This window comes from Vibrio sp. E14 (assembly GCF_020515785.1).
GTDB lineage: Bacteria > Pseudomonadota > Gammaproteobacteria > Enterobacterales > Vibrionaceae > Vibrio > Vibrio diabolicus.
Genome location: NZ_JAHPJI010000005.1, coordinates 67,454 through 86,940 on the forward strand (window position 1 = coordinate 67,454; position 19,487 = coordinate 86,940).

Below are 19,487 nucleotides of genomic sequence, written 5' to 3' on the forward strand. Positions count from 1 at the left end.
ACATTATCATCACCCTAGGCGATTAACTCGATGATTAGGTTTGACATCATTGGGGACAGGTTAGCAACTAAGAAGGTGATGAATGCACATAACTCAAGGGCCGCAGTTCAACGGAAAAGCATCTAAGCGTTTACATGTGATGGCAAAGCCCATTGGTGCTGCTTGCAACATCGATTGCACTTATTGTTATTACTTAAGCAAACAAGATTTGTTGGAATATAAGCAAGGGTGCTCGCCAATAATGGATGACGAAACCTTAGAGAGCTATATCCGCCAATACATAGAAGGGCAGAACACATCTGAAATTATCTTCTCTTGGCAAGGTGGAGAGCCAACCATGCTGGGGTTGGATTACTTCAAAAGAATTGTTGAATTACAAGATAAATACCGCCCTCATGGTATTACGATCTCTAATGATCTTCAGACTAATGGCACGCTTCTTAATGATGAGTGGTGCGAGTTTCTAAAAGCGAACCACTTTCTTGTCGGTTTAAGCATCGATGGCCCTGAGATGATGCACAACGCTTACCGAACAAATCGAGCGGGAAGAGGCACATTTAAACAAGTGATGAACGCCGTTGAGCTATTACATAAGCATGAAGTGAAGTTTGCAACGCTCACGTGTGTGAACAACTTGACCAGCCGAAACCCATTGGAAGTGTATTGCTTCTTACGAGATGAAGTACGTTCCCCTCAAATGCAGTTTATTCCGATTGTTGAGCAGAAAACTTTCAGAACAACAGCGCCACAAACTTGGAAGCCCAATGATCAACTAATGCAAGGTGATAAACGTCTGATTCCCGGCCACAAGGATTCGGTTGTCGAGCCATTTTGTGTGGCGGATGAAGCATGGGGTAACTTCCTTATCGCGATATTCAATGAGTGGGTCGTGCATGATATTGGTAACGTTTTTGTACAGTATTTTGAAGCGAGTTTGGAAACATGGATGGGAAGAAAAAACCCACTATGCACGCTAGGTGAAATCTGTGGCAAAGGTTTAGCAATGGAACCAAACGGTGATGTCTTTGCGTGTGACCACTATGTTTACCCGGAATACAAGATCGGAAATATTCACCGCGAAAAACTCGATACTCTCGCTTATAGCCCTGACCAGCAGAAATTCGGGTTTGCTAAAAGTCGTACACTGCCTCAGCAGTGTGTTAATTGTGATTATCAGTTTGCATGCTTTGGAGAATGCCCTAAAAACCGATTTATTCGCACCAGAGAAGGTGAGCCCGGCCTTAACTATCTATGTGCAGGTTGGAAGAAGTTTTTTGCGCATGTCGACAAATCAATGGCGTACATTTTACGAGCGGTGGGCAACCCTGTGGTACACGGTAAATACAGTGATAAGGTTTTGCACCTGAAAGCGTCTAATCGACCTGTTTTTGACACTAAGTTCTAAGATTCAACTGGTCCAGTTTTATAAAAGTAAGGTCTCATCAATGCAAAAGATAACGCGTTTTACGAAGTCACTTTTAACTTTCACGATGAGTGTAGCGTTAAGCCAAGGCGTTTGGGCTCAAGATAAACCTCCGCTCAATTCAGATAGAGTTTCACCCGTTGAGATAGCATCTCAAGAAGAACCTATGACGCCAGCACAGCAAGTCGAAAAGTTGTCTTATGATGCACAAAACAAAAAGTTGTCTTCAGAAAAGCGTATTGATGCTTTACGTGAACTGGCCAACTACCCCAGCCAAAACGCTTTGGTTGCCGTCGCTCGTGGTTTGAAAGATGCAGATGCTGGAATTCGTGAAGCGGCAATTGTAGGAGCTCAACCCTATATGATAGAGCATCGCTGGCGTCTGGTTTCCCCGTTGCTAAGTGATGACGATGCAATGGTTCGAATTACCGCAGCGATAAACTTGGTTCGAGATTACGCCAGTTTAAGTTCGGAGCAGCAACAGTCACTCGAAGGCGCGGTGACTGATTTAACATCCTACTTGTCGCAGAAAACTGACAACGTTTCTAGATTACTCCTTGCCGATGTATATCGTTGGCATCGAGAGTGGGACAAAGCAGCATTGATTTATCCAGAGCTAACCAAGCTGATGCCAAGTAACCCGCAAGTCTGGTTAAGCTATGCGGACAATTTTCGAGCGCAACAAAAAGATCGACAAGCTATCCAAGTACTTGATGAAGCAATCACACTTTTTCCTGATAACGCTGCTTTGCATTACTCGAAGTCATTGGCGCTAGTAAGACTTGGTGAGAAGCATGATGCCGCTAGCGAAATTGAAAAGGCCGCTAATATGGCGAAGAACAACAGTTATTTTTGGTACTTAAATGGTGTTCTGCAAGAAGAGTTAGATCTTAAAAAATCTGTGGACGCTTTTGAAAAAGCTTATTTGATCTCTGGCGCGCCGGAGCAGCTTTATGCAGTGTGTGATATCTACATTCGTTACGACAACCCCAAGTCTGAACAGTGTTTAGCGGAACTTAAGAAAGTGGCTCCGGATTACGTGATTGATGAGCTTAATCAGAAAAAGGGACGTCAAAGTACTTCAGAGCAGGTTGACGCCAGCTAACTCAACACTTTATCAGTAAGCTTCTTTAATTAAAGCGTGTTTCTAGTTACAAGGTCACTTTCTGGTGTCGTTGCATATGTTGCTCTGAATTGCGCTTGTTAATCGTGAACTATACTTTCATTTGGATTTGCATCCCGTACCTCAATATAAGGAATTAAAATGGCTATAAAGTTAAAGGTGATTGTCCTTGCGACAAGTTTTGCTCTGTCTAGCTATAGCATTGCTGCTGATGTGCAAGATCCTCTGCCGTCATGGAACAACACCGGTGCGAAGCAAGCTATTGTGGCGTTTGTTACTAAAACGACGACTCAAGGCTCGGACGCTTATGTTCCTGAAAGCCAAAGGATCGCTACGTTTGATAATGACGGGACGCTGTGGGCAGAAAAACCCGTTTATCTACAGCTGTTTTTTGCGATCGATAAAGTGAAAGAGATGGCCTCTGAGCATCCTGATTGGAAAACAACAGAACCTTTTGCTTCGGCAATAAAAGGTGACTTGGAGGGGGTTGGCAAGCAAGGCCTTGAAGGGGTGATGCAGCTTGTTATGGCGACTCACTCCGGAATGTCGACTGATCAGTTCCATCAAGAAGTGAAGGAGTGGATGAAAACGGCCGTGCATCCTACGACGGGAAAGCCATACACTGAAATGGTTTATCAACCGATGCTTGAGTTACTCGACTATTTGAGAGCAAATGACTACCAGACCTATATAATTTCTGGAGGTGGCATTGATTTCATGCGTGTTTGGGCACCAGAAGTATACGGGATCCCAACGCAAAATATCGTTGGGACGACATTAAAAGCGGAGTATCAGGTCGTTGATGGAAAGCCAACGATTCAACGCTTGCCAGAAATTGATTTTGTGAATGATAAAGCGGTGAAGCCTGTCACGATCCAGAACTTCATTGGTAAGCGCCCGGTGATGGCATTTGGTAATTCTGACGGTGACTTACAAATGCTAGAGTGGACTAAAGCGGGGTCTGGCCCACGATTTTCAGCGGTTATCCATCACACGGATGACAAGCGTGAATGGGCGTATGATAAAGACTCTCACGTGGGGAAATTAGACAAATCATTTAAAGTGGGTGAAGAGCAAGGTTGGCTGTTTGTCGATATGAAACAAGATTGGAATCAAGTTTTTAAAGAAGCGATGAAAAAATAGCGACCCAGCCAACATAAACATTACACCAAACATTTTGTGATAGGGGGTGATGAGCAAAACGCTCTTCATCTCCTGAACTTAACAATGCTGTTTGGTATAAGCATAAGCAAATATTGCGTGTGTCCGTATTGGTTATTTGATTGCTGTGTGGCATTATTGCTTAAAACCACTTAAGTGAATTTAAGTAATGACGCAAGAAGAGCGATTGATAGAGCTCAGAGCCAAGCTAGAGCTACAAAACAAAATAACGTTATCGGAAGTTTGCGAGTATTTTGGCATCTCGCGAGATTCAGCGCGTCGAGACTTAGTTAAGTTGAGCCAACTACCGGGATTACAAAGAATCCGAGGTGGCGTCATGCTTGCCCCGATATCTTCCTCTACAGAGGCGTACTCCAGTCGAGCAATTAGCGACACTAAACATCGCCTCGCTCAAGCGTCCGCTAAGCTTGTGGATGAGCGTGACCACCTTGTTGTTGATACCAGTACTATCTTATCTTTGCTCCCACTTTACGTAGAAAAAGCACGCTGTGAAGAAGATAAGCTCAACGTGGTCACCAACAGTATTGACGTACTAATCGCTGCTGAAAAAAGTGAATCAATGGACGTCCATTTCTTAGGTGGACACTTTGACCCCTACGCCAGAGCGATCTTGGGTGCACAAGCAGAACAACAAATGAAGCAATATCATGTGAATAAGGCGTTTATTGGTGTGTGCGCGTTGTCATCCCGAGGGTTGACGACAAATAATGAGCTAGAAGCAACCATGAAACAAACCATGATAGAGCAAGCTCAACAAGTCATTGTCGTTTGTGAATCCCGCAAAATTGGAAGCGACAATTTTCACCATGTATGTGATTTGTCAAAGATCGACATCGTTATTACCGATCATGCTCCTCAATCAGATTTTCAACAACTTCTCGACCACAATGATATTGAATGTATTGTTGTTTCACCGAAATAAGGAATCTTAGTATGGCTTACGATCCCGTAAAGACCGCCGTGATTGGTTACGGATATTCAGCAAAAACTTTCCACTTACCCTTCATTAAAGCACTGCCAAACTTGACGTTGAGCGCAATAAGTTCTCGTCAACAGGAAGCGGTCCAAAATGATTGGCCAGATGCTCAGTGGTTTGCTGATGCCAATACTTTACTCGATGACAGTGACGCTGAGCTTGTGATCATCACTGCGCCAAATGACGTGCACTACGAGCTCGCAAAGCGCGCGTTGAACAATGGGAAACATGTCATTGTTGAAAAACCGTTTGTAACGCGCATAGAAGATGGGAATGAGTTGATCGCCTTAGCAGAAGAAAAAGGATTGGTTCTGAGCGTTTTTCATAATAGGCGTTGGGACGGCGACTTTCTCACCGTTAAATCGCTTATCGAACAAGGTAAGTTAGGTGGTGTGAGGTTGTTTGAGTCGCACTTTGATCGCTACCGTCCTGAAGTTCGTCAACGCTGGCGAGAGCAGGCTCAAGATGGCGGTGGTATTTTATTCGATCTTGCTCCCCATCTTCTCGATCAGGCCTTGGTGTTATTTGGTTTGCCAGATGCGATAGACGCACAGTGTCGAATGATGCGTCCGGGCGCGACGACGATTGATTACTACAACTTAGTGCTTCATTACCCAGACCATATTGTGCATTTACATTCAAACTTATACAGCCCAGAACCAAACCTGCGTTATAAAGTATTGGGTACTGAGGCTAAATATGAAAAGTTCGGATTAGATCCTCAAGAAGGTTACTTAAAAGAAGGCCGATTACCGGAGAACGATGCTTGGTCGGAAGAGGACGAGGCGTTATACGGTGTCCGCTACGACGAAGACGGTGCGCAAACTATCAAAACGGAGAGAGGTGCGTATCAAGCTTATTTTGTTGGTGTGGCGGACGCAATTCGCCTGGGTGCTGATAACCCGGTTCCTGCCGTTCAAGCAGTACAGAATATCGCTCTGATTGAGATGGCATTGGAAAGCAGTAAAACGGGTAAAACGATTCAGGTGAAATCATGAGCTTAACGCTTGAGCTCGTCGCTCAACAAGAGCATGAGCTTCAATTGAAAGAGTTTAACCATCAAGTTGCGTGGTCTATTGGTTTAGCTTTAAAAGAAGCGGCGGAAGCCTGTGACGCGGCTGTGGCTATTGAGGTCTACGGTTTTGGACAAACGCTATTTCAATACGCGATGACAGGAACGTGCGCTGACCATTTGGATTGGGTTCGTAGAAAGCGAAACTCAGTATTGAGATATGGTCGCAGCTCTTACTACCTCTCGCTATACAATAAGCAAAAGCAGCGTGATTTTGAAAATCAGCCACATCTCGATGCGCGTGAGTATTGTGCTCATGGTGGCGCGTTCCCAATTCGAATCATGGGTTCTGGTTTAATTGGGGTTGTGACGGTATCGGGTTTACCGCAGTTAGATGATCATCAGCTTGTTGTCGATGTATTAAAGACAATGGTAATGACGAGCACAGAGCTTGCTTAAAGTTGTGCGATATTACAGTGGCACGGCATTTATTTTGTGTCACTGAATTCTCTTATTAGCTCATTTTGCGTTCTATTATGTGAGAAAATATTTAATATTGCTCCCAACTTCCTATCTGAAAATTAAATCGATTTCATATAACCTATACGCTCATTCATACAAAAAGCCATCGAAGCTGGCAGTTGGCAAATGTCCTTTAGAAGAAAAGAAAAACTTAATCTTAGAAACCTTATTGTAATCCTGTGTGTTTTCAGTGTGCTTGTCACTTTGATCAATGCGTTTTATTCGATCTATCGAGTGCAACGAGATCTCATCATCAATAACACGTTAGAGTCCAACCGCGTTTATGCGCAAAAAATGTCAGAAATGACGGACTCTTTCATAGAAAGCTCAATGTCGCAGCTAAAATACAGTGCGAACTTGCTAAAAGATAAGATGCACGATGCTCAGTTTCTTGACGAAGAGGCGGAGAGGCTGAGAAAGCAAACCAAATCATTCAACTCTGTGGTTGTCGTTAATGCGAAAGGCGTCATTATTTCTGTATCACCAGAGACACTTCAGGTTAAAGGTGTAAAGCTCGTTGGTGAAAGAAAACGTCAATCTTTAAATGCTCAAGCGCCCGTTGTCACTGAGCCATTCATCTCACCCGCAGGAAATTATCTGTTAACGATCTCATACCCTATATTTTCTCAGTCCAATGAATATTTAGGCTATATCGGCGGTACTATCTATTTAGAGAAGGACAATATTCTTGCGGAATTACTTAGCCAGCATGCTTACAAAGATGGCTCTTTCCTTTACGTTGTGGACGAAAGCAATACGCTGATCTACCACCCAGATAAATCGCGGGTTGGTGAAGTGATCAACGATAATATGGCAATTAACGCCGTGACAATGGGTCAGCGTGGTAACAAAGAAATTGTGAACTCTCGCGGTGTTGAAATGCTAGCAGGGTATGCACCAGTTGAATCATCAGGGTGGGGAATTGTCGCTCAGCGCCCGAAATCAATGACGTTAATGGTGCTAGATGAGCAGATGTGGAGTGTATTTTTCAAATCGATTCCAATTGGTTTATTAACTCTGCTGTTGATCTGGTTCTTCTCTCTACTTATTTCAAGACCATTATGGCAATTGGCTGGCGCTGTTCGAGGAGTAGAAGAGCACTCCTCATCCATCGATGATTTGAAGCTGGTTAAGTCTTGGTATTTTGAGGCTTCACATTTGAAGCTCAGTTTTCTCAAAGCGTTTGGTATCGTTTCAAAAACCATTGATAAGCTGCAATTGGATACGCTAACAGACGCGATGACTGGGTTGTTAAATCGACGCGGCTTAGACAAAGTTCTAGGCTTGTTTAAGCAAGAAAACACCGCTTTTTCTATTTTAGCTTTGGATATTGATCACTTTAAGAGCGTCAATGATAACTATGGTCATGATGTGGGTGACAATCTACTCAAAGAATTCGCTCAGTTGATGAAAGAGCAAGCCCGAGCGAATGATCATCTTTGCCGTTCCGGTGGGGAAGAGTTCATGATGTTCCTTGAAGCGACGGATGTTCATCACGCGGTTGATGTCGCTGAGCGGATTAGGCATAACGTAGAAAAACACGATTTCCTGGTCGTTGGTAAGGTAACGGTATCACTTGGTGTTTCTCACTGGAAAGGCAACGATATGCCAATTGAAGCGGTAATGAAAGACGCTGACAACGCTCTGTATAAAGCAAAGCGCAACGGAAGAAACAGAACCGAGTTAGGTGAAGACGCACAATAGGTATAGTGCTATGCACTGAACGTAAAACGCGCCAGTTACCAAGCTTTTGTTTTACTCGTTGGCGTAGCCGCTACCAATTGCTCTAAATGGCAAGTCGAGTTCTAACTCTGGAATTTGCTTGCCCACCCAAGCCGGGAATGTATTGCTATTTGGTCCTGGAAACAACGTGTATTCTTCAGCCCAAGGGTATTGGTTGATAACGCTTTGTATTTTTGGGATAAGTTTATCGGCTTTTTCACCTTGTATTGAGAGTATTTTTTCTGGCTTCGCACCATACCAGTAGCGATCTGGTGTGCCCGTTTGGTATTGATACAGAGCGGGTTGTCCACGATTCACGCGCCACCCGACCACTTCATACACGGTATATTCGTTCGCATTTTCAGGCTTTATCGCAAACCAAGTGTGCACCGCAAACCAGCCTCGCCAACCAAATGCATCTGCGGCATAAAACTCAATTACGGCATGTTTCACATTGGAAGGGTCAGGCGCGATACCGGCAGGTTCTCTGCTTGCGGTACGCCAATCTCCTTGAGTGCATCCACCCATCAAAGCTGCGATTGATATCAAGCCAACTTTTAATAGATGAGTAAAACTGAGAGAGTTTTTCATTGATCGCTCCTAGACCAACCGATGTTGGAAATGCTTTATTGATTTTAGCTATAAAATAGGTGCAAGCCTTATTGTTAAATCTTCCCTTCGTTAAAAAGAAGGGAAGGCTAGCGCCACAATATCGGGTCATACGTAATAATGAGGTAAGCAGATTTGTAACATGTGGCATAGACAATATTGTCTCTCTCTATTAACTTGCTTAGTTGCGTATGAAAAAGTAAGAGCTTGTACGTATATGGCTTACATTGTTTATTACTTTTAAATTCAATAAAAACAATTGCTTGGGTGTTGTTGGTGGCGATTAAATAGGCTGGTTTATCCTCAGATGTATTGTGATCTCCCCATTTTTAGCGGAATTTTATCGTACATCCTTTTACTGTATTTAGAGACTTGCGTACACCTGTGGCACAATGGGCGATTACGGAAGGAGTGCTGTTTGGTAATGCAAATGGCAGAAAAATAACTAGAAATTGAATAACCAATGTTTAAATCAAAAAGTATACTTGCATTATGCATGTTCGCATTTGGCTGTTTTGCCAATCAAGATAGTGAACCAACGTCCGTTGTACTGAACTATGGTGACTCTTCACTCAGCGCTGATATTCAAGCAAATCGAAAATTTCATGTGGTTCAAGATAATGAAAGTGAACATGTGGAGTTTTCTGGAGGAGTCACGAAGGAATATTCCGATTACATTGTGAATATACATATCATCAGAAAAAGCAAAATACGCAGATCAAGTCGAGAGCTAAATACCACCGTATTGATGAACAGCGATCAGCTTGAAAAGCCTTTAGTGGTTGGTATTGAAAATGATGAGTTCACCAGTATTACTTTGCGTTAATACTTGGTATTTATCGAATAGGAATGGTTGAATCGATGCTCTCAATACGTCGCTATCGCACAGAGGATGCTCCAATATTGTGGACACTTTTTTACCACACTGTACGAGTCATTAATCGTCGCGATTATACCGAATCACAAGTTTCAGCTTGGGCCCCATCAGACTTTGATCTCAATTCATGGCAACGCACAATGGATGCTATTCAATCCTATATCGCGGAAATAGAAGGGCAGATCGTTGGCTATTGTGATTTGCAAAGTGACGGCTTGATTGACCATTTCTTTTGTCACCATGAATATCAAGGCCAAGGTATTGGTCGTGATTTGATGTCTTTTCTATTTTCACAGGCGAAAGTACAGGGGATAGAGCGACTGTACTCTGAAGTGAGTATCACTGCACGACCTTTCTACGAGAAAATGGGGTTCACAGTTAAGGTTCAGCAACGTGCTGAAGTTAGGGGAGAAACCTTAACTAACTTTATGATGGAAAAGTATATTTCACTGAAATCGTGAGCATTTAGTGAGCTTGAACACAGATATAAAATGTTTTCCAATGTGAAAACAAGTTCATTGATCTCGCACCAAAGTTTTGTTTGAAAACAGTGTGCATAATCTTCTCTGGAACAAGCCATTACTGCATTTTTCGTCTCTGAAGGCTTAGTCAGAGCCTAAAAGCTTCGGTATTGCGGTGGGTAATGGCGTTCCAAACGCCAAACGTGTCTGGCTAACCATCTCAGGAAGAGAAGTAGTACTATGCGCCCTTATCTCAAATACATTATTCCAACATTGATACCATTGCTTATTTGGTTAATGCCCCTCTCTGCATTCCCATTTGATGGCATTACTATCGTCCAGCAGAGAGTGATCGCAATCTTCTTGCTTGCTGCACTCTGCTGGGTGTTTGAACCTATTCCAATCTACGCCACTTCGGTCGTTATCATTGTGCTCGAATTATTGCTGGTTTCGAATAAGAGCATCGTGCTTTTTCGCTTGCAAGAAGGGCAGCCACATTTTGGTGAGCTGTTGCAATATAACGAGATAATGGCGACTTTCGCTAGCCCGATTATTATGCTGTTCCTCGGCGGGTTCTTCTTAGCTATGGCGGCGACAAAGTACAGGCTGGATGTCAACTTAGCGCGCGTGTTGCTAAAACCATTTGGGCAAAACCCAAAGTTCGTTATGTTGGGTTTGATGTTGATCACCGCTGTCTTTTCCATGTTTATGTCAAACACCGCAACAACAGCGATGATGTTGTCGATTCTAACCCCTGTGATTGCGGTATTTGGACCTAAAGATCCCGGTCGAATTGCGTTTGCCTTGTGTATTCCTGTTGCCGCCAACATTGGTGGTATTGGTACACCAATCGGCACGCCCCCGAATGCTATCGCGCTGAAATATTTGGTTGGTGATAACTTAATTACGTTTGGTGAATGGATGGTCTTTGGCGTGCCATTCGTCATTGTGATGATGGCGCTAGCGTGGTTTCTGATTGGCTTTTTGTATAAAGCCGAGCAAACCACCATTGATCTGAATATTAAGAGCAAGTTTTTGAAAACACCAAAAGCGATGATTGTCTATGTCACCTTCGCAGGTACGATTATTCTCTGGTTGATGGGGTCAGCACATGGGATGAACTCTTACACAGTGGCATTAATTCCGGTCGCGGTATTCTCATTGACGGGCATTATCAACAAGGAAGATTTGAAGAAAATTTCTTGGGACGTGCTTTGGTTGGTGTCAGGTGGTATCGCTCTGGGTCTTGCTCTGGATAAAACAGGGCTTGCGAAGCTGGTGGTACACAGTATTCCGTTTGATCAGTTCTCGCCATATGTGGTCTTGTTTGGTGCGGCTTTCTTGTGCTTGTTAATGGCAAACTTCATGTCGCATACGGCTACTGCAAACTTACTTATGCCGATTATGGCTGCGCTAGGTACCTCGATGACTTCGTTAACGCCATTGGGTGGAGAAGTGACGCTGATCTTAGTCGTGACATTTGCCGCTTCACTCGGTATGTCGTTACCAATCAGTACGCCACCAAACGCGTTAGCTCATGCTACTGGGCATGTCGAAAGCAGCCAAATGGCTCGTATCGGTGCAGTGCTGGGCGTGATTGGTGTATTACTTAGTTTTGTTATGGTTTGGATTTTACATACCGTTGGGCATATTGGGTAACCCATGTACGAAACGAAACTAGATGCGTTAGTACAACGCTATTTTAACCATCTTGAACGCCGATTAACGGTCCTATCCGGATCGGTGCTTATTGAGCAAGCTGGCTACAACGATCGGTTGTACTACGTGCTTTCAGGAGAGTTGGCTGGCTATTATGCGGAAGATGATAAGAAGCCAATTCAGGTATTTTCTGCGTCTCAAGGTGCGTTTATTGGCGTACATAGTTTCTTTTCTGGTACATGGACGGCCTCTTCGACAGTTATTGCTCAAACCGATGTTGAACTGGCTTGGATACAGCGTGATACGCCCGCGGTGGAAGAGGCGACATACGGACCATTGACGACACAATTTATGCCAGTGATGGTGAACGAGTTATCTCGGCGTCAACGGCGTGCAATGCAAGAGGCCTTGGCTAAAGAAAAAGCGTTACAAAAGCTGCATACCGCAGAGCAAATGACAACGTTAGGACAGCTTGCCGCGGGTATTGCTCATGAGTTGAACAATGCTATTGGTGTGGTAAGCAGTAAATCTGAGCGACTCGAGTCGGTCATCATGGAACTGCTTGAAGAAGTTCATCCGGAAGCGAGTCAGTTTTTTGATTTTGGTTTGATGCAAGGACAGAAAGTCTCTTCCAGCGAAGCGAGAAAGCGGGGGCGTCACTTCGAAAAATATTACGGCTTACCTAAGGATCTCGCGCGTGATCTCGCACGTGCCGTTCCAAATAATTTCCTGTCGGAGCATTGGTTAAAAAGACCCGAAGAAGCGATACGTTTCTGGCAAATGGGGCGAGACCTTCATGATTTGCGTATCGCCTCTAAACATACTGTTGGCATTGTACGTTCAGTGAAACAATTGGGGCGTACGGATATCGACCTGGATGAAGCGTTTAATATTAATGACTCAATCAATCGAGCGCTGGCCCTATTGCAAAGTGACTTAAGACGCGTGAGCGTACGTTTTAGCCCAGCGGAGTTGCCGGACTTTGTTGGCTCTCAAACCGAACTCGTACAAGTTTGGGTCAATATTTTAAAGAATGCGTGTGATGCACTTGGTCAAACCGAAGATCCGGGGATCGAAATACATACTCGAGAGAGTAAGGGGAAAATTTTGGTCACGATTGCTAACAACGGACCAGAAATCGATGAAGCGACACGCAGAAAAATTTTCCGGCCAAACTTCACCACTAAAAAGGGTGGGTTGTCGTTTGGTTTAGGATTAGGGCTGTCGATTGTGAAACGCATTATCGCCGGATATAACGGCTCTATTGTGGTAAAGAGCGACAGTGAAAAAACAATTTTTAGAATCAAGTTACCAGTAGAGGGTGAACATGGAAAAGCTTAATGTAATTTGCGTTGATGACCAACGAGAGGTATTAAGCGCGGTTCTACAAGATTTAGAGCCGTTACATCAGTGGTTGAATATCGAAGACTGCGAATCCGCAGGTGAGGTTCTAGAACTGATGGATGAGCTTGATGCAGAAGGCGAGATGATCGCATTAATAATTTCCGATCATGTCATGCCAGGTAAAACAGGAGTGGAACTACTGACAGAGGTATCACAAGACAGTCGTTTTGTTCGCACACGTAAAGTGCTTCTGACGGGGCAGGCGACGCACACGGATACCATTAATGCGATTAACTCCGCAGGTATTGATCGCTACTTTGAGAAGCCATGGCAAGCGAGCCAATTGATTGAGTGCGTTAGAAACTTGGTGACTCAATATATCTTTGATATGGGCTTAGATTACACTCAATATCACGAACACTTAGATCAGAGTGTTGTTTTTGAGCGCCTACGTTAATCAAGGCTCTCTAAGGTTGTTTTCGTCACGGCCAGTTAGTGTCTGAAATTTACTGTGAGTAGTTCAGCATGCTTAACGTGGCCGTGCGGAATAGCGTTAATTCTGGGATTATTTCGCCGAAGAACGGTTTAGCTCAATGAATAGCGACTGGCACTGGCAACAGAGAGTGGTTTAGAGAACCAATAACCTTGCAAATAATCGACGCCCATCTCGGAAAAGAAGTCACACATTTTTGCGTCTTCGATGCCTTCTATCACCACTTCAATATTGTTTTCCTGACACATAGTGATAAGAAACTTCAAATACTCTTGAGAGGAGCGATTGGTCAGTGTCTTCCATGCCATCGACTTATCAATTTTGATTTGTGTCATCGGCAAGTCGAAGAAGCTATTTAATGAACTGTAACCAGAGCCAAAGTCATCGAGCGAGAGTGCAAAACCTAACTCCCTGAGCGTGCTTAGGGGGGCAATAGCCGTCTGGTTATTATCCAAAATAAACGTTTCTGTCAGTTCCAAAACAATAGACTCGGGGTCAACGCCTGCTTCATCCGCCATGGCTTTAATTCGCGTAGGGAATTCGCTGTTCATCAACTGAAGTACAGAAACGTTCACGTTAACACGAACTTGGTTTTGGTAACGTTCACGGTAGTTTTTGATGAATTCACACGCTTTGGCAAATACTTGATATCCCAGTTCGACGATCAATCCTTTGTTCTCTGCTACAGGGATAAACTCGTCGGGATAAATTTCGCCAAACTCTTTGCTACGCCAGCGCACTAGTGATTCGAAGCTCACCACTTTTGAGCTTTTGGCGTCAATAATTGGCTGGAACTTAACACTTAATGTCTGTTTTTCTAGCGCACTTTTAAGACCTTGCTCAATAAAGAAGTAGCGATCAACGGCATGCTGCGTCTTCTCACTGTAGACCGCGACGCGGTCTCTATTTTGTTCGCTCGCGTACTGACAAGTTCTTGCCGCTTTACGTAAAATTTCCTCTGCGGAGTGACTAGGGTCAATACAAGGATACAAACCAATGCTAATGTTGCTACCTAGGTATTGGCCTTCTTCAATCACCGCTTCATGGTAGGTTTGTTTTAAACTTTCAGCGTAACTCTGTAGCGCTTCTATTGAGCACTCATCGTGAATCAAAATCGCAAAGTCATCATCATGCACGCGATACACCGAGCTGTTTGGAGAGGGCAAGTGACTGAGAGTTTGTAGCAACTTCTCTACTAACCCATCGACCAGTTCACTGCCATATTGATTCAAGTAAGATTTGATGTCTTCGATCTGAATATAACAAATAGACGCGCAAGAATCGGTGGTACGTACACTGTCCTCGATATCCAGCAAGAGATGGGCGCGGTTAGCCATGCCTGACGCGTTGTCATGAAATGCAACTTGATGGATGTAACTTTCCATCAGCTTACGCTCAGAAATATCGCGATGGCTGCCAACCATGTAATGGCCATGTTCTGTTTCTTTGGTCATGGCTACGCCTTCTATCCAGACGTATTGTCCATTGGGTTTACGCACTCGGTAAGTGGTTGTAACCCTCTTATTGTTGGTCGTGATGTGCGCATCGACCCTTGTGGACAGCCTTTCTCGATCAAGAGGATGAACAAGCTCTAACCACTGCTCTAAACTGATTCGGCCAGCGTTAATACCGAGCTGTTCATAGAAGCCTTTGTTGTAAAATACCATGGTACCAAACTCATCCATGTAGAAGAGGCCTTCGTTAAATACGTCGAAGATATGAATGAATCGTTCTTCAACGATTTTCAGGAACTCTCGGTCACTATCTGAGGCTTGTTGGTCAAATATGGTGGTCAAGATATTTCCTCCTCGAGCGTGTTAGCATCAGAGATGAGTGTGGGGGTTTGATAACATAGAGTTGATCTGTTGGCGTACATTACAATCACAAAAGTATCAGTTCAAATTGTTTGGCTATCATTTTATGCGCTACTAGGTTAATAACATACTAAGATTAGGCGGCTAATCATCGACATTTATAAAAAATAGTCAACAGTAAAAATCATTTATAAAATACAGTTATTGATGCTGTCCGCAATCTATAAATATTTATGAATAATTATCCTCAAGTTATTTTAAGACGTGTCGGTTAGAGGTTCTGTTCTTGAGTGTCATATCTGTATATTTGCTAGGCTAAAGACCATATTAACAAAAAGGGCTTAGTGATCGCGATGGGTTATTAATTGGCAGGATGCTCATTAATAGTAATCAATTCTAATTTATTATCACGCCAATTAATCAAATCTCTTATAATACTGCCGTTAATATCGAGTAAGCTTTCTTTTTATGCAGTACGATCCAAAAAATTCAATCAAAATTGCGCTCGCTGATGTCGGCGTTGGTATGTTTGTTACCGCGATAGAGCACAACAAGCGTGTAAATTTAGCCAATGCAGGGCGGATATCTAGCCCAGAGGGCATTAAGAAGCTTACCGCGAGCGGCGTGAAGTATGTTTGGGTAGATCAAACATTATCTTCTCAGAAGTGTGTTTTTAAGCCTGTGGATGAATCTATTGTTGCCGTAGAAGAGGAGCGAGAGCCCAAGTCCTCTGACTTTTCGAAGGTTCAACGCGCTTATCGCTCGAGAGATGTTCAACATAAACGAGCCAAAAAGCTAATTGCGGAAGCAAAAGATCTGGCGCAGAAACTATTGAATCAAACTTTTGAAGGCAAAATCATTGAAGTTGATGAGGTAGAAGCTTGGGCCGATGATGTCATTGAAAGCGTTTTTATCGACTCAGATGCGTTGCAATGCGTTTCTGCACTCCGAAAAAAAGACTCCTACTTGTTGGAACACTCCGTCAATGTGGCTTGCCTTTTAGTATCATTTGGTAAGTACTTGGGGTTAGATAAGCAGACATTAAAGCAGCTCGCTATTGGTGGCATCATTCATGATGTAGGTAAAATTAAAGTTGATGACAAGATTTTGCATAAACCAGCAAAGCTAACACCTGAAGAGTTTGAACACATGAAGCTACATCAAGTGTTCGCTGGTGAGATTATTCTCCATGTAAAGGGCCTTAGTGATGTGAGTCGCGATGTCTGTTTGATGCATCATGAGAAGTTAGATGGCAATGGCTACCCTAGAGGCTTGAAGGGCGATGAGATTCCGATTCACGGCCGCATGAGTTGTATTGTTGATATTTACGATGCATTGACGGCCGATCGCTGCTACAAAAAAGGCATGAGCTCAGCAGAAGCGTTTAAAATCTTGTTGAGTTTAACGCCATTTCATTTAGATGCAGACCTAGTCTACAAGTTCATTAATTGCGTTGGGGTGTACCCAGTGGGCTCTATTGTTGAGTTGAGTGATGGGCGTGTTGGTATTGTTTGGTCCTCAAATGACTCTCAAGCTTTAAAGCCAGAAGTGAAGTGTTTTTACTCACGCAAATATCAGCGTTATATCGATGTGGCGATGGTCGATTTGAAAAATAGTCTACACAAAATAGAAAGAGCAGTCGCTCCGTCATCGTTAGAAATCGATCCCAAGCCTTTTTATGATTAAGAAAAATAAACATGCTTTACAACCTTGCATGCAGAGCGTATTTTGATTGCATAACTATCTATTAATGGTTTCTAAATTATGTAGGGATTAGGTGGTTATTAAAGAATCGAGTTTCATGGATGGAAACTGAGCTAGGAATATCTCAATAAAGATTGAGATATAACCCTCTACTTTTTGCGGGAAGGGATGCCAATGCAAATTGATACATGGATTTTTTACACTCTGGCCGTTTTGGTGCTTACTGCATCGCCTGGGCCAAGCTCGTTGCTGTGTTTAAGTAAAGGTGTGAGCAGTGGGTTTCGTATTGCCCTCATGACTGCGCTAGGCAGTTTATCAGCGATCACTATTATACTAACGCTTTCTTTTACCGGGTTAGGAGTTGTGATTGCCTCATCTGAGCTGGTCTTCAATATCATCAAATGGTGTGGTGCCGCTTATTTAATTTGGTTAGGCATTCAAGCGCTGCGCTCTTCTCAAACGGATTTTAACAAAACGGCAGCCGTCCAAAGCTCCTCGAATACGCTCAGCGCGTTCACCAGTGGTTTTATTGTTGGTGCTAGTAACCCGAAAGCGATTGTCTTTTTTACCGCTTTGTTTCCTCAGTTCATTGATCCCTCTGCGCCTTTGCTGGCTCAATACGCGATTTTTGCATCTACATTTGTGGTGTTTGAGCTAAGTTGGCTAACATTTTATGCATTATTAGGTGTAAAAGCTTCAGACTGGCTGTTTGTCGCTGGAAGAGCCAAGTTGTTCAATCGCCTGACTGGCGGAGTATTTATTAGCGCGGGCGTCATGTTGTCGACGGCAAACCGATGAGAAAGCACGTGTTTGGTGCATGGTTGGGTTATTTCAATAGCGTAAGTTGTAATAACCTAATTTAGCGTTAGCTTATTTCCATTATGGAAATAGACGTTTTGTTTATTTTCATTAGTGGCAACAGGTAAGCCGGAGTAAAATCACGTTGCTCTTTAGGGGTAGAATCCATGTTTTATCTTGTGGGTTTGTGGTTACTTTTTCAGGGACATCTCAGATGAAAAGCCTTTCTGAACTACAACAACGTTTTCTAGACATTGCGACTGATGTTCGTCTTTCTCCAAAACAAAAGTCGAACTTTTTGGCCTTGGAGGCGGAAGCATGTATTCCTTACATGTCGATTTCCCCATCGCTAAGACAAGCAATGGATGAAGGAATCATCTGTGATATGTTTGAAGGCCATGCACCTTTCAAACCACGCTATGTGCTGCCTGATTACGCTAAGTTCCTATCGCAAGGCTCTGAGTATCTAGAGTTGCTTCCAGCTGACGATTTCGATGATGCGCTGAATATGCTCACCATCATTTACCATCATGTTCCATCGGTAACGAATATTCCGGTGTATTTAGGTCAGTTGGATGATGTCTTGCTGCCTTACATAGGCGACCTAACAGAGAATCAAATTTACAAAAAGTTAAAACATTTTTGGATCATGTTGGATCGCACATTGCCAGATGCGTTTATGCACGTGAATGTCGGACCGACAGACAACGTTATTTGTCGCACTATTTTAAAAGTGGACGCCGAGCTCAAGCAGATTGCGCCAAATCTTACGTTCATGTACGACGAGTCGGTCACGCCTGATGATTTACTTCGTCAAGCGACGCAGAATATTTGCGAGTGTAGTAAGCCTCATATTGCCAATTACCCTGTGCACTCGAAAGCCTACAGCGGTTCACGTTTTGGTATTGTAAGTTGCTACAATTCACTGCCACTGGCTGGTGGTTCAAACACGCTGGTGCGAATGAACCTAAAAGAAGTCGCAGAACGAGCATCGGATTGTAACGACTTCTTAAACAGTGTTTTACCTCTATACCATCAATTAATGGTTGAGTTGATGGACGCTAGAAGTACGCACTTGCATGAAAAGTCCAATTTCTTTCAAGGATTTTTGACGCAAGAAGGGTTGATTGAAGAGTCCCGTTTCGCACCAATGTATGGCATTTATGGTATGGCAGAAGCGGTGAATCTTCTGTTCGAAAAAGAAGGCCAAACGGGGCAGTACGGAAAAGATGAACGTGCGAATGCCTTTGCTCATGATGTTTCAGCCACACTGGCGAAACTAGTGGAGTCAACCCCAGTGAAATATGGTTTGGATGGCAAAGCGCTCTTACATGCTCAAGGTGGTATTAGCTTAGATCTTGGCGTTACGCCAGGTGTGCGTCTTCCTTATGGCACGGAGCCAGACCCTGTCACTTATGTACAAGCAACAGCTGAGCATCACCAGTATTATCGTGCAGGTATCAGCGATATTTTGACGATTGATGAAACGGTGAAATCAAACCCAGAAGCGATGTTCAATTTGTGCAAAGGGGCGTTAAATGCTGGTTATCGTGAGTTTACCGCGAATGTGGCCTCAAATGATTTGATTCGCGTTACGGGATACATGGTCAAGCTTTCTGATATCGCAAAATATGATGCAGAAGGTTCGAGAACCAATACGACGTTTCTGGGAGCAGAGGCGGCAAAAAATACTGGGATTTTAGATCGCTCACCACGTGTGGTGAGTCATGAAATGACACCGACCTACACGCAGGCGTAAAGGTCGGTT

17 protein-coding genes are annotated in these 19,487 nt (G+C 43.6%); 15 read left to right on the plus strand and 2 right to left on the minus strand.

Annotation, left to right across the window (positions count from 1 at the left end):
* The first annotated feature begins 82 nt into the window (after positions 1 to 82).
* From LIX84_RS14960 to LIX84_RS14990, 7 genes are all read left to right on the plus strand, one after another.
* Entirely contained in the window at positions 83 to 1,405 is a 1,323-nt protein-coding gene (locus LIX84_RS14960) for an anaerobic sulfatase maturase (RefSeq protein WP_226421633.1), read from the plus strand.
* Between the two features lie 40 nt (positions 1,406 to 1,445).
* Positions 1,446 to 2,528, plus strand: coding sequence for a tetratricopeptide repeat protein (locus LIX84_RS14965; protein ID WP_226421634.1), 1,083 nt, complete (start codon positions 1,446 to 1,448; stop codon positions 2,526 to 2,528).
* A 159-nt stretch (positions 2,529 to 2,687) separates the two neighbouring features.
* Complete coding sequence (locus LIX84_RS14970; protein ID WP_046875208.1) at positions 2,688 to 3,689, plus strand: HAD family hydrolase; 1,002 nt, start codon at positions 2,688 to 2,690, stop codon at positions 3,687 to 3,689.
* A gap of 187 nt (positions 3,690 to 3,876) precedes the next feature.
* Entirely contained in the window at positions 3,877 to 4,650 is a 774-nt protein-coding gene (locus tag LIX84_RS14975; protein WP_226421635.1) for a DeoR/GlpR family DNA-binding transcription regulator, read from the plus strand.
* An 11-nt stretch (positions 4,651 to 4,661) separates the two neighbouring features.
* A complete protein-coding gene (locus tag LIX84_RS14980) occupies positions 4,662 to 5,702 on the plus strand; it encodes an oxidoreductase (RefSeq protein ID WP_226421636.1) in 1,041 nt (346 codons plus the stop codon).
* Positions 5,699 to 6,175, plus strand: a complete 477-nt coding sequence (locus LIX84_RS14985; protein WP_005393342.1) for a heme-degrading domain-containing protein — start codon at positions 5,699 to 5,701, stop codon at positions 6,173 to 6,175. The genes LIX84_RS14980 and LIX84_RS14985 overlap by 4 nt, the downstream gene beginning before the upstream one ends.
* A gap of 189 nt (positions 6,176 to 6,364) precedes the next feature.
* Entirely contained in the window at positions 6,365 to 7,942 is a 1,578-nt protein-coding gene (locus LIX84_RS14990) for a sensor domain-containing diguanylate cyclase (protein ID WP_047008725.1), read from the plus strand.
* A 51-nt stretch (positions 7,943 to 7,993) separates the two neighbouring features.
* On the opposite strand, the gene LIX84_RS14995 is transcribed toward LIX84_RS14990, so the two are convergent.
* Positions 7,994 to 8,551: a DUF3750 domain-containing protein gene (locus tag LIX84_RS14995; RefSeq protein WP_012841873.1), complete on the minus strand. Its 558-nt coding sequence runs from the start codon at positions 8,549 to 8,551 to the stop codon at positions 7,994 to 7,996.
* Positions 8,552 to 9,032: 481 nt separating this feature from the next.
* Between LIX84_RS14995 and LIX84_RS15000 the strand changes: the two genes are divergently transcribed.
* The 5 genes from LIX84_RS15000 (at position 9,033) to LIX84_RS15020 (ending at position 13,367) form a co-directional block, all read left to right on the plus strand.
* Complete coding sequence (locus LIX84_RS15000; RefSeq protein WP_226421637.1) at positions 9,033 to 9,395, plus strand: hypothetical protein; 363 nt, start codon at positions 9,033 to 9,035, stop codon at positions 9,393 to 9,395.
* Between the two features lie 35 nt (positions 9,396 to 9,430).
* On the plus strand, positions 9,431 to 9,907 hold the full coding sequence (locus tag LIX84_RS15005; protein ID WP_226421638.1) for a GNAT family N-acetyltransferase: 477 nt from the start codon (positions 9,431 to 9,433) through the stop codon (positions 9,905 to 9,907).
* 240 nt (positions 9,908 to 10,147) lie between these two features.
* Complete coding sequence (locus LIX84_RS15010) at positions 10,148 to 11,566, plus strand: SLC13 family permease (RefSeq protein ID WP_005394158.1); 1,419 nt, start codon at positions 10,148 to 10,150, stop codon at positions 11,564 to 11,566.
* Positions 11,567 to 11,569: 3 nt separating this feature from the next.
* The gene (locus tag LIX84_RS15015) at positions 11,570 to 12,907 is read left to right on the plus strand and encodes a sensor histidine kinase (protein WP_226421639.1); all 1,338 of its coding nucleotides are present in this window, start codon (positions 11,570 to 11,572) and stop codon (positions 12,905 to 12,907) included.
* Entirely contained in the window at positions 12,894 to 13,367 is a 474-nt protein-coding gene (locus LIX84_RS15020; RefSeq protein WP_047008729.1) for a response regulator, read from the plus strand. The genes LIX84_RS15015 and LIX84_RS15020 overlap by 14 nt, the downstream gene beginning before the upstream one ends.
* A gap of 128 nt (positions 13,368 to 13,495) precedes the next feature.
* Here the strand turns inward: LIX84_RS15020 and LIX84_RS15025 are convergent, their stop codons facing one another.
* Complete coding sequence (locus LIX84_RS15025) at positions 13,496 to 15,199, minus strand: putative bifunctional diguanylate cyclase/phosphodiesterase (RefSeq protein WP_104974149.1); 1,704 nt, start codon at positions 15,197 to 15,199, stop codon at positions 13,496 to 13,498.
* 486 nt (positions 15,200 to 15,685) lie between these two features.
* On the opposite strand from LIX84_RS15025, the gene LIX84_RS15030 reads away from it, so the two are divergent.
* From LIX84_RS15030 to LIX84_RS15040, 3 genes are all read left to right on the plus strand, one after another.
* Positions 15,686 to 16,903, plus strand: coding sequence for an HD-GYP domain-containing protein (locus tag LIX84_RS15030; RefSeq protein ID WP_006741580.1), 1,218 nt, complete (start codon positions 15,686 to 15,688; stop codon positions 16,901 to 16,903).
* Between the two features lie 192 nt (positions 16,904 to 17,095).
* Positions 17,096 to 17,719: a LysE family translocator gene (locus tag LIX84_RS15035; RefSeq protein ID WP_226421640.1), complete on the plus strand. Its 624-nt coding sequence runs from the start codon at positions 17,096 to 17,098 to the stop codon at positions 17,717 to 17,719.
* Between the two features lie 214 nt (positions 17,720 to 17,933).
* Positions 17,934 to 19,478, plus strand: coding sequence for a YjjI family glycine radical enzyme (locus LIX84_RS15040; protein ID WP_226421641.1), 1,545 nt, complete (start codon positions 17,934 to 17,936; stop codon positions 19,476 to 19,478).
* Positions 19,479 to 19,487 lie beyond the last annotated feature (9 nt).

What these genes read in the sequence shown, in the direction of transcription:
- LIX84_RS15005 (WP_226421638.1), top strand. Translation starts at nt 9,431, where the DNA reads ATGCTCTCAATACGTCGCTATCGCACAGAGGATGCTCCAATATTGTGG.
- LIX84_RS15015 (WP_226421639.1), top strand. Translation starts at nt 11,570, where the DNA reads ATGTACGAAACGAAACTAGATGCGTTAGTACAACGCTATTTTAACCAT.
- LIX84_RS14990 (WP_047008725.1), top strand. Translation starts at nt 6,365, where the DNA reads ATGTCCTTTAGAAGAAAAGAAAAACTTAATCTTAGAAACCTTATTGTA.
- LIX84_RS14985 (WP_005393342.1), top strand. Translation starts at nt 5,699, where the DNA reads ATGAGCTTAACGCTTGAGCTCGTCGCTCAACAAGAGCATGAGCTTCAA.
- LIX84_RS14965 (WP_226421634.1), top strand. Translation starts at nt 1,446, where the DNA reads ATGCAAAAGATAACGCGTTTTACGAAGTCACTTTTAACTTTCACGATG.
- LIX84_RS15000 (WP_226421637.1), top strand. Translation starts at nt 9,033, where the DNA reads ATGTTTAAATCAAAAAGTATACTTGCATTATGCATGTTCGCATTTGGC.
- LIX84_RS14975 (WP_226421635.1), top strand. Translation starts at nt 3,877, where the DNA reads ATGACGCAAGAAGAGCGATTGATAGAGCTCAGAGCCAAGCTAGAGCTA.
- LIX84_RS15020 (WP_047008729.1), top strand. Translation starts at nt 12,894, where the DNA reads ATGGAAAAGCTTAATGTAATTTGCGTTGATGACCAACGAGAGGTATTA.
- LIX84_RS14970 (WP_046875208.1), top strand. Translation starts at nt 2,688, where the DNA reads ATGGCTATAAAGTTAAAGGTGATTGTCCTTGCGACAAGTTTTGCTCTG.
- LIX84_RS15035 (WP_226421640.1), top strand. Translation starts at nt 17,096, where the DNA reads ATGCAAATTGATACATGGATTTTTTACACTCTGGCCGTTTTGGTGCTT.
- LIX84_RS15040 (WP_226421641.1), top strand. Translation starts at nt 17,934, where the DNA reads ATGAAAAGCCTTTCTGAACTACAACAACGTTTTCTAGACATTGCGACT.
- LIX84_RS15010 (WP_005394158.1), top strand. Translation starts at nt 10,148, where the DNA reads ATGCGCCCTTATCTCAAATACATTATTCCAACATTGATACCATTGCTT.
- LIX84_RS15030 (WP_006741580.1), top strand. Translation starts at nt 15,686, where the DNA reads ATGCAGTACGATCCAAAAAATTCAATCAAAATTGCGCTCGCTGATGTC.
- LIX84_RS14995 (WP_012841873.1), bottom strand. Translation starts at nt 8,551, where the DNA reads ATGAAAAACTCTCTCAGTTTTACTCATCTATTAAAAGTTGGCTTGATA.
- LIX84_RS14960 (WP_226421633.1), top strand. Translation starts at nt 83, where the DNA reads ATGCACATAACTCAAGGGCCGCAGTTCAACGGAAAAGCATCTAAGCGT.
- LIX84_RS14980 (WP_226421636.1), top strand. Translation starts at nt 4,662, where the DNA reads ATGGCTTACGATCCCGTAAAGACCGCCGTGATTGGTTACGGATATTCA.